At 73.7% G+C, this 15,599-nt stretch carries 10 protein-coding genes; 3 read left to right on the forward strand and 7 right to left on the reverse strand.

The window, feature by feature from the left end; translation table 11 throughout:
• Positions 1-191: 191 nt before the first annotated feature.
• The gene (locus ACWC9R_RS35760; RefSeq protein WP_450737928.1) at positions 192-1,094 is read right to left on the reverse strand and encodes an SDR family oxidoreductase; all 903 of its coding nucleotides are present in this window, start codon (positions 1,092-1,094) and stop codon (positions 192-194) included.
• A gap of 108 nt (positions 1,095-1,202) precedes the next feature.
• On the opposite strand from ACWC9R_RS35760, the gene ACWC9R_RS35765 reads away from it, so the two are divergent.
• The gene (locus ACWC9R_RS35765; protein ID WP_450737930.1) at positions 1,203-2,129 is read left to right on the forward strand and encodes a cyclase family protein; all 927 of its coding nucleotides are present in this window, start codon (positions 1,203-1,205) and stop codon (positions 2,127-2,129) included.
• 353 nt (positions 2,130-2,482) lie between these two features.
• On the opposite strand, the gene ACWC9R_RS35770 is transcribed toward ACWC9R_RS35765, so the two are convergent.
• The 3 genes from ACWC9R_RS35770 to ACWC9R_RS35780 all read right to left on the reverse strand — a co-directional run bounded on the left by ACWC9R_RS35770 (position 2,483) and on the right by ACWC9R_RS35780 (position 5,611).
• Entirely contained in the window at positions 2,483-2,968 is a 486-nt protein-coding gene (locus ACWC9R_RS35770) for an ATP-binding protein (protein ID WP_450737932.1), read from the reverse strand.
• A 473-nt stretch (positions 2,969-3,441) separates the two neighbouring features.
• Positions 3,442-4,428: an acyl-CoA dehydrogenase family protein gene (locus ACWC9R_RS35775; protein ID WP_450737934.1), complete on the reverse strand. Its 987-nt coding sequence runs from the start codon at positions 4,426-4,428 to the stop codon at positions 3,442-3,444.
• A gap of 7 nt (positions 4,429-4,435) precedes the next feature.
• Entirely contained in the window at positions 4,436-5,611 is a 1,176-nt protein-coding gene (locus tag ACWC9R_RS35780; RefSeq protein WP_450737935.1) for an acyl-CoA dehydrogenase family protein, read from the reverse strand.
• 240 nt (positions 5,612-5,851) lie between these two features.
• On the opposite strand from ACWC9R_RS35780, the gene ACWC9R_RS35785 reads away from it, so the two are divergent.
• Positions 5,852-7,372 carry a class I adenylate-forming enzyme family protein gene (locus ACWC9R_RS35785; RefSeq protein ID WP_450737937.1) on the forward strand — a complete coding sequence of 507 codons (1,521 nt, stop codon included), beginning with the start codon at positions 5,852-5,854 and terminating at the stop codon, positions 7,370-7,372.
• Between the two features lie 39 nt (positions 7,373-7,411).
• Here ACWC9R_RS35785 and ACWC9R_RS35790 read toward each other — a convergent pair whose 3' ends face one another.
• From ACWC9R_RS35790 to ACWC9R_RS35800, 3 genes are all read right to left on the reverse strand, one after another.
• The gene (locus ACWC9R_RS35790) at positions 7,412-9,730 is read right to left on the reverse strand and encodes a protein kinase (RefSeq protein ID WP_450737938.1); all 2,319 of its coding nucleotides are present in this window, start codon (positions 9,728-9,730) and stop codon (positions 7,412-7,414) included.
• Between the two features lie 214 nt (positions 9,731-9,944).
• The gene (locus ACWC9R_RS35795) at positions 9,945-12,077 is read right to left on the reverse strand and encodes a serine/threonine-protein kinase (protein WP_450737943.1); all 2,133 of its coding nucleotides are present in this window, start codon (positions 12,075-12,077) and stop codon (positions 9,945-9,947) included.
• 232 nt (positions 12,078-12,309) lie between these two features.
• Entirely contained in the window at positions 12,310-14,016 is a 1,707-nt protein-coding gene (locus ACWC9R_RS35800) for a glycerol-3-phosphate dehydrogenase/oxidase (protein ID WP_450737940.1), read from the reverse strand.
• Positions 14,017-14,233: 217 nt separating this feature from the next.
• Between ACWC9R_RS35800 and ACWC9R_RS35805 the strand changes: the two genes are divergently transcribed.
• Complete coding sequence (locus ACWC9R_RS35805) at positions 14,234-15,478, forward strand: nucleotide sugar dehydrogenase (protein ID WP_450737942.1); 1,245 nt, start codon at positions 14,234-14,236, stop codon at positions 15,476-15,478.
• The last annotated feature ends 121 nt before the right edge of the window (positions 15,479-15,599 follow it).

Raw genomic sequence — 15,599 nt, forward strand, 5'->3', positions numbered from 1 at the left:
GTGTGGGGGACTGCTTCGCTTTACGTCCCCCACACCGGCCCCGGAGGCCCGTCACCGCACCCGACAACCACCCGCCCGCCGCAGGCGCAACGGCGCAGGCAGCAACAAACACCACCCGCACCCACGCCCCGCGCAGCGGACCCGCAACAGGCCCAAGCCCCCACGGCGGGACGGCCGAAAACGTGGGAAAGCTACCGGCTCCCCCGAGCCGACGCCGCCGCAGCCATATCCGAGACCCGCCCCAACATCGGCATCGGATCAACCCCCACCGATCCGGGCAGCACCTCCGCCACCCGCTCCGGCGTCCACCCACCCCCCTCGGCATACACGGAGCGAAGCTCCGAAGGCTGGGCCCACACGGCGATCTTCGGCCCGGCGACCGTGTAGACCTGACCGGTGATCTCCCCGGCCCGGTCGCTCAGCAGATAGACGACCAGCGCCGCCACGTCCTCCGGTTCACCGATCTCCGTCAGCTCCATCGGCACCTTGGCCGACATCCGGGTCCGGGCGACCGGCGCCACCGCGTTGGCCGTCACCCCGTACTTGTGCAGCCCGAGCGCGGCGCTCCGTACCAGCGAGATGATCCCGCCCTTCGCGGCGGAGTAGTTGGCCTGGGAGACGGACCCCTGGTGATTGCCGCTGGTGAAGCCGAGCAGCGTCCCGGACCCCTGGCGCCGCATCACCGCGGCCGCCGCCCGGAACACCGTGAAGGTGCCCTTGAGATGGGTGGCGACCACCGGGTCCCACTCCTCCTCGGTCATGTTGAAGAGCATCCGCTCCCGCAGGATGCCGGCCACGCACACCACCCCGTCGATCCGCCCGTACTGCGCCAGCGCGGTGTCCACGATCCGCTGGCCGCCGGCCATGGTCGACACGTCGTCGGCGACCGCGGTGGCGACGCCGCCCGCCGCCTCGATCTCCTTCACCACGGATTCGGCGATCTCGCTGCTGGGTGCGCCGCCGTCGACGGCCACCCCGTAGTCGTTGACGACCACCTTCGCGCCCTGTTCCGCGCAGGCTAGGGCGACCGCCCGGCCGATGCCGCGGCCCGCCCCCGTGACGGCGATCACCCTGCCGGCCAAGAAGTTCCCCATGCCGTGACCCCTCCCGCAGTTTCTGACGGACCGTTAGATTTTTGAGCAGACCCGGTACGAACACAAGACCCCGGGCCGACCCGAACCCCACCGCCCCGAGGAGGGCCCATGCCCCTGCCGCAGGAGTTCCACGACATCGCCAAGCGCGTGAACAACTGGGGGCGTTGGGGCGCCGACGACGAGATCGGCACGCTCAACCTGATCACCGACCAGGCCGTCCGGGAGGCCGCCGGCGGCATCCGCAGCGGCCGCCGGATCGCGCTCGCGCTCCCCCTCCGGCACGACGGCGTACAGACCGGCGTGATCCCCGGCCGGGTCAACCCACTGCACACCATGACCGCCATCAACCAGGAGATCTTCGGCCCCGGGACGGTCGCGACCTCCGACGACGCGGTCACCATGGGCCTGCAGGCCGGCACCCACTGGGACGGCCTCACCCATGTCTCGCACTCCGGGCGGCTCTACAACAACCGCCCCGCCGACTCGGTCACCGCGCACGGCGGCGCCACCCGCCTCGGCATCGAGAAGGCCACCCCGATCGTCTCCCGCGGCGTCCTCCTGGACGTGGCACGGGTGCACGGCACCGAGCGGCTGCCCGGCGGGCACGCCGTCACACCGGAGGACCTGGACGCCGCCGAGGAACTGGCCGGGACGACGGTACGGACCGGCGACATCGCCCTCGTACGGACCGGACAGCTGCGGCACTACCTCGCGGGCGACCGGCAGGCCTACGCCTTCCCGTCACCCGGCCTGTCGCTGCGCACACCGGAGTGGTTCCACGCGCGCGAGGTCGCGGCGGTCGCCAACGACACCCTGACCTTCGAGATCTTCCCGCCGGAGATCGAGAACCTGTGGATGCCCGTGCACGCCCTCCACCTCGTGGAGATGGGCATGCTGCAGGGCCAGAACTGGAATCTGGAGGAGCTGTCGACGGCCTGCGCGGAGGCGGACCGCTTCGCGTTCTTCCTGTCCGCGATGGCCGAACCGTTCGTCGGCGGGTCCGGTGCGCCGGTCGCTCCCGTGGCGATCCTCTGAGCGGCCGCGTCGAGCCGCCGGCCCCACGCCGGCGACTCGACGGCGCCCGGCCGACCAGGTGGCGGAGCGCTCATGCACGCCCCGAGCACGGCACCGCGGACCGCCACCCTCCCCCGGCTTCCCGCCGGGCCCCCCACCGGGCCACGACCCGCACTCGCCAAGGCCCCGGACCGGAATCCCGGCTCCCCCCACGACCTCGGCGTCCCCTCACGGCGAATCGCTTCACCCAAGAGTGATCAACCGGCCACGCCACGTCAACACCTGACCGGGGACTGATTTCGTTACGCCCGATTTGCCGCATCCGGCGGGAGAGGCGTCGCGGAGGAGCGCCGGTGAGGCACCGCCCGGCTCGGCTACGCCCGGTGCGTCACGGTGCGTGACACCGCGCACGAGGGCTCATACGCCCCCAGATCGGCTCCTGCCGCCATGAGCAGCGGCCGGCCGCGGTCCACCTCGCACCAGATCCGCTTGCCGGCGCCCTCCGGCTGCCAGCCCCAGCGGTCGGCCAGGCCGTCGACCAGCTCCAGGCCGCGGCCGTTGGTGTCGTCGCCGTCGGCGTGGCGCTGGCGCGGCGGGCGGGCGCTGGCGTCCACCACCTCGACCCGGACCGTGCCCACCACGGCACCCGACCCGGAGAAGCACATCCGCAGCTCGGCCGCCGCGCCGGTGTGCACCACGGCGTTGGTGACGAGTTCGGAGATCAGCAGGATCAGCGTCTCCGCGAGTGGCTCGTCGACCCCTATGCCGGAACCCACGAGCCGCGACCGGGCCCACCGCCGGGCCCGCCCCACCTCCGCGGGATCGGGCCGTACGTCCAACTGCACCTGAAGCACCTGCACCGCTCACACCATCCGAACCGGCGGAAACATCGCCTCGCGCCTCCACGAGGTCACGGTGCGTGACCCCGGCGAAGCACAGCATGGTTGACGTTCAGTCACCCCAACAAGCGCTTCGGGCATATTCCAGCGCAAGGGAGTATGCGTCCTGCATACTGTGCGACGCACTTTTCGGGGAGTCGAACATGAGGGGCGACCGGGCCCCTGCCCAGTGCGGGCGGCGCGCAGTCCGTACCCCGGAGCCGTCCTTCCGACGGCACCGGGTCCGTTGCGCATCGGAACCACTCGCACCCAACGGAGAGTACCCGAGCGGAACGCCGACTCCCCCCTGTGACGAGTCACGCCTAGGACACAACCCGATATCGACACTCCGTGACCACTTCTGCGTAGTGAGTCCGACATTCCGCACACCGGATGCCTGAGTCTGACATCGCCGGCCACCACACACCGCCGTCACGGCCCCCGCGCCCGCGCCGTCAGGCGATCAGGCCCGCCGCCAGCAGCTCCTCCGCCCCGGCCGCCGTGCCCCAGCGCTCGGCGTGCCACCAGGCCCGTTTGAGGTGCAGATGGACATCGGCCTCCCAGGTGAAGCCCATTCCGCCGTGGACCTGCAGACAGTCCCGTGCGTTACGGACCGCGGCCTCGTCGGCGAGCAACTTCGCGCCGGCGACGTCGAGATCACTCTCCGTGACCGATGCCGCATAGACCGCGCTCCGGGCCATTTCCGCCCGTACCAGCATCCCGGCGCAGAGCTGCTTGACCGCCTGGAACGAGCCGATGGGGACACCGAACTGCTCGCGCTCGCGGGCGTGGCGGGCCGCCGTCTCGACCGTGCGGACGGCACTGCCGAGCTGCTGGGCGGCGGTGAGCAACGCGGCCTCGCGCCGGAGCCGGGGGACGTCCACGGCCACGGGCGCGGTGCGCGGCAGGTCCAGGACGCGGGCGAGCGGGGTGAGGGGGTCAACGGAAGCAAAGGGGGCGCAGGACACCCGTTCCGGCGCGCTCCGGTACGCACCGCATGTGCGCCCCTGTGCGCCCTCGGCACCACTCCCGGCCCGGCCGTCCTCGCCCTCCAGCACGATCAACTCATCGCATCCGGCCGGGTGTTCCCACAGCACCGGCTCCCGGGCCGCGTCGCACAGCCCGACGATCCGCTCGCCGTCCGCGACACCGTCCACCACCCCGGCCAGCAGCTGGCACGCCACCAGCGGCCCCGGCAGCAGTGCCCGCCCGGCCTCCTCGAGGACCAGCACCGCCTCCGGCAGCCCCAGCCCGACCCCGCCGTCCTCCTCCGGCAGCCGCAGCGCGAAGAACCCGGCCGCGCCCAGCTCGCGCCACAGCGCACGGTCCGGCGCCGGGTCCTCCACGGCCGCCCGCAGCCGGTCCCGGCCGAACCGCCCGGCCAGCAGCTCCCGGGTGCCCTCCTTCAACGCCCGTTGTTCTCCGGTGAGTTGGAAGTCCACCGCCCGGTCACCGCCCCTTCGGCAGGCCGAGAATCCGCTCGGCGACGATGTTCTGCTGGATCTGCGAGGTACCGGCCGCGATGGTGTACGAGAGGGACGACAGCCGGTCCGCGACCCAGGCGTGGTCCGCGTCCAGCGCTCCGGCGCCCAGCACCTCGGCCGCCGCGTCGTACAGCTCCTGGCGGGCGTGTGAATAGCGCAGCTTGAAGACCGAGCCGCCGGTGCCCGGGACGCCGCCCGGCCCGCCGCCGCGCGCGGAACCCCGCATCGCCTCGCTCACGTTCCACTGGGTCAGCCGCCACAGCGCCGTGAACTCCGCGCTCAGCCGGCCCAGCCTGCGGCGCAGCACGGCGTCGTCCCAGCGGCCGTTGGCGCGGGCGGCGCGGGCCAGCGCGCCGAGCACCCGGCGGCAGGCCACCACCTCGCCGACGAAGGCGGTGCCGCGCTCGAAGGACAGCGTCACCATCGTCACCCGCCAGCCGTCGTTCTCCGCTCCGACCCGGTTGGCCACCGGGACCCGCACCTCGTCGAGGAACATCTCGGCGAACTCCGTGGAACCGGCGAGGGTGCGCAGCGGCCGGACCGTCACGCCCGGCGCGTCCATGGGCATCGCCAGCCAGCTGATGCCGCGGTGCCGGGGCGCGTCCGGGTCGGTGCGGACGAGGAGTTCGCACCAGTCGGCGACCTCGGCGTGCGAGGTCCAGATCTTGCTGCCGCTGATGAGGTAAGAGTCCCCGTCACGGACGGCCCTGGTGCGCAGCGCGGCGAGGTCGGAGCCGGCGTCCGGCTCGCTGAAGCCCTGGCACCAGATCTCCTCGCCGCGCAGGATCGGCGGCAGCCAGCGGGCGCGCTGTGCGGCGGTGCCCTCGGCGGCGAGGGTGGGCCCCGCGTGCAGCAGCCCGACGAAGTTGGCGCCGACGTAGGGCGCCCCGGCGCGTTCGGTCTCCTCCAGGAAGATCAGGTGCTGGGCGGGGGTGGCGCCCTGTCCGCCGGCGTCCCGCGGCCAGTGCAGACCCGCGTACCCGGCGTCGTACAGCATCCGCTGCCAGGCCGTGTCGTACGCCCGGCGGCCGGGCCAGTCGGTCGCGGCGGGCGGGTCGGGGAGCCGCGGCAGCACCTCGCCGAGCCATCGGCGCAGCCGGGCCCGGAAGTCCTCCTCCTCCGGTGTGCAGCTGAGGTCCATGCGCGGCTACTCGCCGCGGTCCGGGCCGGGCACGCGGCGCGCGGGGCCGCGCACCGGCCCGTGGACCGTCGTCTCGTCGGGGCTCTCCCACAGGTTCGCCATCGCCGTCCCCTCGCCGCCCGCATCGATATCTGATGGACCGTCAGAATCAGGCTAGCCGTGGCCCCTCTGGACCGACAAGGCGCCGGCCCCTAATCTCGGCAGGCGATCTGACGTCGCGTCAGCTCATGGGGAGGGCAGATGACCGGCACCACCCTCTGGGACCTCGTCGCCTGGCGCGCCGCCCGCAGCCCCGGCGCGCTCGCCCTCGTCCAGGGGGCCGCATCCGCCCGGGAGGAACGGCGGATCACCTTCGGCACCCTGCACCGGCGGGCGGAACGGGTCGCGGCCGGCCTGTACGAGCGGGGCGTACGGCCCGGCAGCCGGGTCGTCTGGCAGCTGCCGACCCGGATCGAGACCGTCCTGTTCAGTCTGGCGCTGGCCCGGATCGGCGCCGTCCAGAGCCCGGTCGTGCCGCTCTACCGTGCGCACGAGACCGGCCAGGTGCTGCGCCGCACCCGCGCGGAGTTCTTCGCCGTCCCCGGCGTCTGGCGCGGCTTCGACCACCGTGCGATGGCGGACCGGCTGGCCGCCGCCCTGCCCGCGCCGCCCACCGTCCTGGAGGCGTACGACACCCTGCCCGACGCCGACCCGGCCGTCCTGCCCCCGCCCCCGGCCGACGACGGCGCGGTCCGCTGGATCTACTGGACCTCCGGCACCACCGCGGCCCCCAAGGGCGTGCTGCACACCGACCGCAGCCTGCGGACGGCCGGCCACTGGCTGGGCGCGGCCCTGCGCCTGCGCCCCTCGGACATCGGCTCGATGGCCTTCCCGTACGCCCATGTCGCCGGGCCCGACTACACCGTCATGCTGCTGGAGCACGGCATCCCCGCCGTCCTCCTGGAGCACTTCGCGCTGCCCGGTGCGCTCGCCCCCTACCGCCGCCACGGCGTCACCCTCGCCGGCGGCTCCACCGCCTTCTACGCCCTCTTCCTCGCCGAGGCCCGCACCCTGCCGCCCGGCCGCCGGCTGCTGCCCTCGCTGCGGCTGCTGGCCGGCGGCGGCGCCCCCAAGCCCCCGGCGCTGTACCACGAGGTCGTCGCCGGACTCGGCTGTCAGCTCACCCACGGCTACGCCATGACGGAGGCCCCCATGGTCACCATGGGCGACCCGGAGGACGGCCCCGAGCAGCTGGCCGGCACCGACGGGCGGCCCCCGGCGGGCATGCAGATCCGGATCGACCCCGGCAGCGGCGAGATCCGGCTGCGCGGCCCGGCCGTCTGCCGCGGCTACCTCGACGAGCCCCCGCCCTTCGACGCCGACGGCTTCCTCCCCACCGGCGACCTCGGCCACCTCACCCCCACCGGGCATCTCGTGGTCACCGGCCGCCTCAAGGACCTCATCATCCGCAAGGGCGAGAACATCTCCCCCCAGGAGATCGAGGAACTCCTCCACCGCCACCCGGACATCGCCGACGCCGCCGTCATCGGGCTGCCGGACGCCACCCGCGGCGAGCGGGTCTGCGCGGTCGTCGAACAGCCCCCGCACGCCGGGGAGCTGACCCTCGGCGCCGTCGCGGCACACCTCCTCGCCCACGGCCTCGCCCGGCACAAGCTGCCCGAACAACTGGAGCTGCTGCCCGCCCTGCCCCGTGGGGCGACGCTGCGCAAGGTCCTCAAACAGGAGCTGCGGGAACGGTTCGGGGGCGGCGGGGCGGGGTGAAGCCCGTGGAACCGCGGCCGGACCGCCGCCCCGGCCGCCTCAGCTCGGCCGGTAGGCGCTCGTCGCCTGCGCGTAGAGCTGGTCCACCTCGCGCCGGCCACGGTCCGGGCCGATGACCAGGACGAGGTGGTAGCGGCCCTTGTGGATCATCGCGAGGTTGCGTACGTACACCTCGCGGCCGCTGCTGTCGCGCCACGAGAAGGTGCCCTCGGCCATCGCCGTCTTCCCGACGTCGATCCGCTGGAGGCCGGAGGCCGAGGCCCAGCCGGAGGAGCGGTACGGCGCCAGCTCGGGCTCCTTGTTCTGCAGATACGCCATCGGATCGGTGCCGAAGCCCGCCGTCGTGTCCCGGCCGGGCACCACCACCAGCTCGTAGTCCCCGCCGACGTACCGCACCTGGCCCCGGTCGTTCGCACCGCGCCGCTGCCAGCCCTTGCGGACCGCGACCTGGAAGCCCTCCGGGTCGCTGCGCACCTCGAAGCCCTTGGCGACCTCGGCCGGGGCGCCGGTCCGCGGTGCGCCGGGGCCGGCGGAGGCAGCGTCGTGCTCCTGGTCCCCGGACGGTGCGGGGCTCGTCCCGGGCGCCGCACCCGAGGTGCCCGTGCGGTCCGCACCGCGCCCGCCCGCCTTGGAGTCCTGGCCGGACTTCGGCAGGAACGCCATCGCGTAGACCACCGCGCCGACGAGCAGCAGCAGGATCGCGGTGAGCAGCAGCCGGCCGAGGTGCCGCGGCGCACGGGCCGGGCGGGGCGCGGCGTCCGGCCCGGCCTGACCCGGCGTCCGCTGCTCGTACGGCCCCTGGTCAGCGGGACCGCTCACGCCGGGCGGCGGGGCGGACCTGCCGGGCCGGGGCGGGCGGGCCGTCCGGGGCTGCCGCAGCGGCTTGGGCTGCTTCGGGGGGCGGGGCGGCCGGGCGGTGGAGACGAGCGGGGTGGGCTGCTCCGGGGCGGGCGCCGGGGCAGGCATCGAGGCGGGCATCGGGGCGGGCTCCGGGGCGGGCGCCCGCGGCACGGGCGGCGCGGGCGCGACGGCCCCCGCGGCCGCCGGGACCGGCCGCGGTGCGGTGCGGCGGGCCGTCCGGGGCTTCTTGTGCCGTCCCCTCCGCACGAGTTCGCCGCGGCGCCGCAGGATCGGCAGCCGCCGCGGATCGGCCCCCTCCGCCGGCATCGTCACCAGCCGGCCGTCGGCCTCCGGCTCCGGCGCGGTACGGATCAGGGAGTGCAGCCAGCCGCTCAGCTCCTCGGCGTCCGGGCGGTCGGCCGGGTCCTGACGGAGCAACGACTCGACGACCGGCCGCAGCGCCCCGCACTCCTCGGCGACCGCGGGCGGCTGCGCACAGACCAGCTGCGCCAGTTCGACGGCGCTGTCCTCGGGGAACGGCGGCTGCCCCTGCACACACCGGTAGAGCAGCGCGCCGACCGCCCACAGGTCGGTGGCCGGGCCGACCGGCGGCGCCAACTGCCATTTCTCGTGCACCGGTCCGGCCTGCTCGGGCGCCCAGCGCTCGGTGACCGGGCCGACGACGGTCAGCCGCGCCTGCCGGGCCCGTTCGGCGGCGAGGGCGGCGCTGGGCCGGCCGTACGCGGGGGCGGTGGCGTCACCGTCCGGGGCGGGCTTGGTCAACGAAGTCGGGGCGGCCGACCGGTCCTCCGCGTCCTCGTCCGGCACGTCCGCGGCATCGGCGGACGGCTCGGCCCCGGTGGCGGGCTCCGCGCCGGTGGACGGCTCGGCCCCGGTGGACGGCTCGGTCCCGCACAGCGCCTCCTGGGCCGCGCCCGCCGCCAGACCGGTCAGGATGGCCCGGCCGTCGTCGCAGAGCAGGACCGTACGGGCGGTGATGTTGCGGTGCAGCCGGCCCGCCGCGTGCAGCACCCGCAGCACGGTGAGCAGATCCGCGGCGATCTCCGCGGCGCGGTGCGGGGACAGCGGACGCTCGGCGAGCAGCGCGGACAGCGGCCGGGCGACGAGGAGTTCGGCGACGATCCACAGGCTGCCGTCCTGCACGAAGACGTCGAAGACCTGCTCAAGCCGGGGGTGATCGGCCAGCTGGGCCGCGGTCGTGGCGGCCTCCAGCGCGCGCCGTACGGCGGGGTCCCGGGGGCTGCGGTCGGCCGCCCCCGCCCCGGCGGGCAGCCGTGCGGCACCGTGACGGCCGCCGCCGGCGCGTTCGGCGGGCCCGGCCGGCTCCGCCCCCACCACCTCCGCTTCCACGACCTCCGGCAGCGGCACCTGACGGACCAGGACCTCCTGTCCGCTGAACGTGTCGAACGCCCGGGACTCGGTGAAGTCGTCGTCGCCGAGGGGCCGCAACGGCAGGCGGTATCGCTCGGCGAGCACCCTTCCCGCGTACTCGTCCACGACGCCTCCCCGCAGCGCGCGCTGTGTCTACCGTCGCGCCGGACGCCATCGGCGCAGGCGCCGCTGGTCACTTCCGGTCGTATTCCCGCCGAATGCGGATGCGTACGGTCTTAGCGGTCTCACGATACGTGCCCACGCCGGGGCGTGCGGCCCGGTCCGGCCAACGACGCGCGCTCCGTCCGCCCATCGCCCGGCCCGCGCCGCGGCCTCGCGCTCAGTCCTTGATGGCGAAGGTCTTGAACGCGGTGTTCACCACGTCCTGGCACTTCTTGTCCGGCCAGGTGCCCTTCTTGCACGTGATCATGATGGCGTAGCCGTGGTCGTCGTCGGCCCGGAAGCCGCGGTCGAGGACCCGGACCGCCTGACCGCTCTGCCGGCGGGTGAAGGACCAGTCGGCGACGGTCGGATAGCCGCGCCACTTCACCGACTTGATGTCGATGAGGTGGTAGTCCTCGCTGGAACCGCGCACCGCCGGCTCCAGGCTGCGCCAGGAAGCCGCCGCGTCGGAGCCGGGCTTGGCGTTGTAGTCCACCTGGACGCGGGGGAAGCCACCGGAGGCGCTGTAGATGACACCGGAGCCCTCGCCCGCGGTGCCGGTCTGCTTGAAGCCCTTGGGCATCGCCATACCGAAGTGGAACCGGCCGTTGGAGACCCGGGCGAAGCCCTCCGGCACCGCCTTGTCCCCCTTGCCGTCCTTGCCGTCCCCGCCGCCGGTGTCGCCCGTGTCCTCGGCCGGGCTGACCCCGCCCGGCTGCTGCGGGTCCGGCGCGCCGGACCCGCTCTTCGCCGCGTCCTCGTCCGCGTCGGCGGAATCGGTGGACGGCTTCGCCTTCGCCGCGGACGACGCCTTGTCGTCCTTGCCGGCCGGCTTGCCGCTGCCCTTCGCGGTGTCACCACTGCTCAGCGCCACGGCCAGGACCGTGCCCAGCACCGCCAGGACGACGACCACGGCCACGATGATCAGGGTGCGGCGCGGGACGACGTCGGTCACCGAGGCGCGGGTCGCCGGGCGGTTCCCGTCCCCGGGTCTGTTCTCCGCACGGGCCCGCGCCGCGGCGGCCGCCGTACGCACCGTCTGCAGGGCGCCGCGCAGCCGCTCCTTGGCGGCGTCGGTGTCGAAGCCGGGGCGGGTGAGCGTCGGACGGGACGCACCGGAGTCCGTACGGTCCGCACCGGCCGCCTCCCCGGCGGCCGGGGAGGCCTCCGGCCGCGGGCTCCCGGTCCGTTCCGGGGCGCTCGTCGCGGCGGCCTTGGCACCCTTGGCCGACGTGGCGGCACCGGCCCCGGACGCGGCGGCACCGGCCTTGCCCTTGTGCGTGGAGACACCCCCGGACGCCTGCTCGGCCGCCGGCTCCGCCACCGGGGCGGCGGCCGGCTTCGCCTTCGGCTTGCGCGGTGTACGGGACTTCGGGGCGGGCTTCGGCTTCGGCGCGCTCTCGGGCTTCGCCTTCGTCCGCTCCTTGGGCGCCGTCGGCAGCACCATCGCCCGGGTCTCGTCGAGCGGGGGCTCCGGCTTCTGCGGCTCGGGGGCGTGCACCACGTCCAGCAGCAGCGCCCGCGCACCGGCGTCGTCCAGCCGGCCCGCCGGGTCCTTCACCAGCAGGCCGTAGATGACCTCTTCCAGCCCGCCGGCGCTCTTCGGCGGCTCGACCGGCTCGGTCATCACCGCGGTGAGCGTGGCGATCGCCGAGCCCTTGTCGTACGGCGGCACGCCCTCGACGCAGGCGTACAGCAGCCCGCCCAGCGACCACAGGTCGGCCGGCCGGCCCGGCTTGTGGCCGCGGGCGCGCTCCGGGGAGATGTAGGAGGGGGCGCCGACGAGCATGCCGGTCGAGGTCACGGAGGGGTCGCCCTCGACCTGGGCGATACCGAAGTCGGTCAGCACGACCCGGCCGTCATCGGACATCAGGACGTTGGACGGCTTCACGTCGCGGTGCAGGATGCCGGCGTCGTGGGCGGCGCGCAGCACATCGAGCACCGCCAGGCCGACCTCGCCGGCCCGGCGCGGGGTGAGCGGACCGTCGTCACGGATGACCTCGGCCAGCGAGCGGCCCTCGACCAGCTCCATCACGATCCACGGGCGGTCGTCCTCGTCGACCACGTCGAAGACCGTCACCGCGCCGTTGTTCCGAATCCGGGCGATCGCCTTGGCCTCGCGCAGCGTGCGGGTGATCAGACGACGCTTCTCGTCCTCCTCGACCCCGCCCGGGAAGCGCAGTTCCTTGACTGCGACCGTACGGCCCAGGACCTCGTCGCGTGCCCGCCAGACGGTACCCATGCCGCCCCGGCCGAGAACATCGGCGAGCCGGTACCGGCCGGCGAGCAGCCTGCCCTCCTTGCCGTCCATCTCGACCTCGTCGCCCACTGAATCCCCTCTGCAATCCAGCCGAGTTGGCAGCTTCGACGTCCCATCGATCACCAAACTGGCCCAACTCGGACAACCCACCCTGGCAGAGCCTTCATTCTCCCTCATCCGCAGCCGTGCGGAAGGCCCGGGTGGGTGCCGGGCAACACCGTGTTCCCGTCATGACGGCCCGGAGGAACGGGAGTCCCGGCGAGGGAGCACCCGCGCCGCCCGCCTAGAGCGGCACGATGTCCGGCGCCCCCAGCCGCGCCGCGTCCGCCGTCAGGTCGTCCGGCTGCCGCTGCGACTCACGCTCCGCCTCGACCCGCTTCTGGTAGTGCGCGATCTCCTTCTCGACCTGGTCGCCGTCCCACCCCAGCGCGGGCGCGATCAGCTCGGCGACCTCACGGGCACTGCGGGTGCCCCGGTCGAAGGTCTCGATGGAGATACGGGTGCGCCGGGTCAGCACGTCGTCGAGATGGCGGGCGCCCTCATGGGTGCAGGCGTAGACCGCCTCGGCCCGCAGATAGTCGTCCGCGTGCGCCAGCGGCTCACCCAGCGACGGATCGGCCACCACCAGCTCCAGCAACTCCTCGGTCAGCGAGCCGTAGCGGTTCAACAGATGCTCTATACGGGCCACATGCAGCCCGGTGCGCGCCGCGATCCGGGCCCGCGCGTTCCACAGCGCCTTGTAGCCCTCGGCCCCGACCAGCGGAATGTCCTCGGTGACGCACTCCGCGACCCGCTGGTCCAGGGCGTGCACCGCCTCGTCCACCGCGTCCTTCGCCATCACCCGGTACGTCGTGTACTTGCCGCCCGCCACCACGACCAGCCCCGGCACCGGATGCGCCACGGTGTGCTCCCGCGACAGCTTGCTGGTGGCGTCCGACTCCCCGGCCAGCAGCGGCCGCAGCCCCGCGTATACGCCCTCCACGTCGTCCCTGGTCAGCGGCGTCGCGAGGACCTCGTTCACATGCTCCAGCAGATAGTCGATGTCCGCACTGGAGGCCGCCGGGTGCGCCTTGTCCAGATCCCAGCCGGTGTCCGTCGTCCCCACGATCCAGTGCCGCCCCCAGGGGATGACGAACAGGACGCTCTTCTCCGTCCGCAGGATCAGTCCGGTCGTGGAGTGAATCCGGTCCTTGGGGACGACCAGGTGAATCCCCTTCGACGCACGGACATGGAACTGCCCGCGCTCCCCGATCAGCGCCTGGGTGTCATCCGTCCACACCCCGGTGGCGTTGACGATCTGCTGCGCCCGGATCTCGTAGTCGCCGCCCCCCTCGACGTCCTCCACCCGCACGCCGACCACCCGCTCGCCCTCACGCAGGAAGCCCACCACCCGCGCCCGGTTGGCGACCTGCGCCCCGTAGGCGGCCGCGGTCCGCACCATCGTCGCGACGTAGCGCGCGTCGTCCATCTGCGCGTCGTAGTACTGCAGCGCACCGACCAGCGCGTCCCGCTTCAGGCAGGGCGCCACCCGCAGCGCCCGCTTCTGCGACAGATGCCGGTGCACGGGAAGTCCGCGGCCGTGCCCCGACGAGACCGACATCGCGTCGTACAGCGCGACACCGGAGCCCGCGTACCAGCGCTCCCAGCCCTTGTGCTGGAGCGGATAGAGAAACGGCACCGGCTTGACCAGATGCGGCGCCAGCCGCTCCAGCAGCAGCCCGCGCTCCTTCAACGCCTCCCGGACCAGCGCGAAGTCCAGCATCTCCAGATACCGCAGACCACCGTGGATCAGCTTGCTCGACCGGCTGGACGTGCCCGAGGCCCAGTCACGCGCCTCGACCAGTCCGGTGGCCAGCCCGCGGGTCGCCGCGTCCAGCGCGGTCCCCGCGCCGACGACTCCGCCGCCGACCACGAGAATGTCCAGCTCCCGCTCCGCCATTCGGGCGAGCGCCTCGGCCCGCTGCGCCGGTCCCAGTATCGCTGTCTTCACCGCTGCCTCCCGCTGTGATCGGGGCCACACCCCCCGTCCGTCGATTCTGTCCACGCCGCGTGCCGGTATCCACCCTCCACTCGTGACGGCAACACCCCGCCGCCTTGATCCACCAATCCCTATTCTGGGTCAAATATCCGCTTAGTGTATTTATGCGCCCTCCACACACGTCATGCGCACCCGCCCATCGCAGTCGCTCGGGAAGGACGGCCGCAGCATGCCCGCAGACCTCGCCGTCATCGGACTCGGTCACCTCGGCCTCCCTCTCGCCCAGGCCGCCACCGCCGCCGGCATCGGCACCATCGGCTACGACCCCGACCCACAGGCCGCCGCGCTCGCCGGCGACGGGCCGCTGTCCGCCACGGAACTCCGCCGGCTGCTCTCCGCCGGCTTCCGCACCACCACCGACCCCACCACCCTCGGCCGGGTCCGTACGGCAGTCCTCTGCGCGCCCACGCCCCTCGGCGAGGACCGCGCCCCGGACCTCACCGCCCTCGCCGACGCCGCCCGCACACTGGCGGCGCAGCTGCGCCCGCACACCACGGTGATCCTCGAATCCACCGCCTACCCGGGCACCACCGAGGAATTCCTGCGCCCCCTCCTGGAGGAGGGCTCGGGCCTCACCGCCGGACGGGACTTCCACCTCGCCTGCTCCCCCGGCCGCCACGACCCCGGCAACCGCACCCACCACTACGCCAACACGCCCAAGGTCATCGCCGGCCTCACCCCCGCCTGCACGGAGGCGGCCGCCGCCTTCTACGGCCGCCTCACCGACAAGGTCGTCCGCGCCCGCGGCCCCCGCGAGGCCGAGACCGCCAAGCTCCTGGAGACCAACTACCGCCACATCAACATCGCCCTGATGAACGAGATGGCGGTCTTCTGCCACGAGATCGGCGTCGACCTGTGGGACGTCATCCGCTGCGCCGAGACCAAACCGTTCGGCTTCCAGGCCTTCCGCCCCGGCCCCGGCGTGGGCGGCCACGCCGCCCCCGTCGACCCCAACCACTCCCCCCACAAAGGCCGTTCACCCGGCCACCCGCTCCGCATGGTGGAACTGGCCCACGAGGTGAACAGCCGGATGCCGCGCTATGTCATCCAGCGCTGCGCCACCCTCCTCAACGAGCACGGCAAATCCGCCCGTGGCGCGCGCATCCTGCTGCTCGGCGTCACCTACAAGCCGGACATCGGCGACCAGGCGGGCTCCCCGTCCTACGAGATCGCCTCCCGCCTCACGGAACTCGGCGCGCACCTCACGTATCACGACCCCTACGTCCCCCAGTGGAACGTCCTGGGCCGCCCCGTCCCCCGCGCCGACTCCCTCTACGAGGCCGCGGCCGCGGCCGACCTGACGGTCCTGTTGCAGCCGCACCGCACGTATGACCTCCAGGGGCTCGCCGTGAAAGCGCAGCTGCTCCTCGACACGAGGGGCGCGACTCCTTCGGGTGCCGCCCATCGTTTGTAGCCGCACGTTGTCGTCTGCGGCGCCGCTTCGCCTTCGGCGGGGGTGGTGTTTGGGCGGGGGCCGCGGTTGTTCGTTGTGGTGCCGGGTTCGGTCCTCCGGGGCCTGTGTTGTGGACTGCTTC

The organism is Streptomyces sp. NPDC001219 (genome assembly GCF_053597915.1).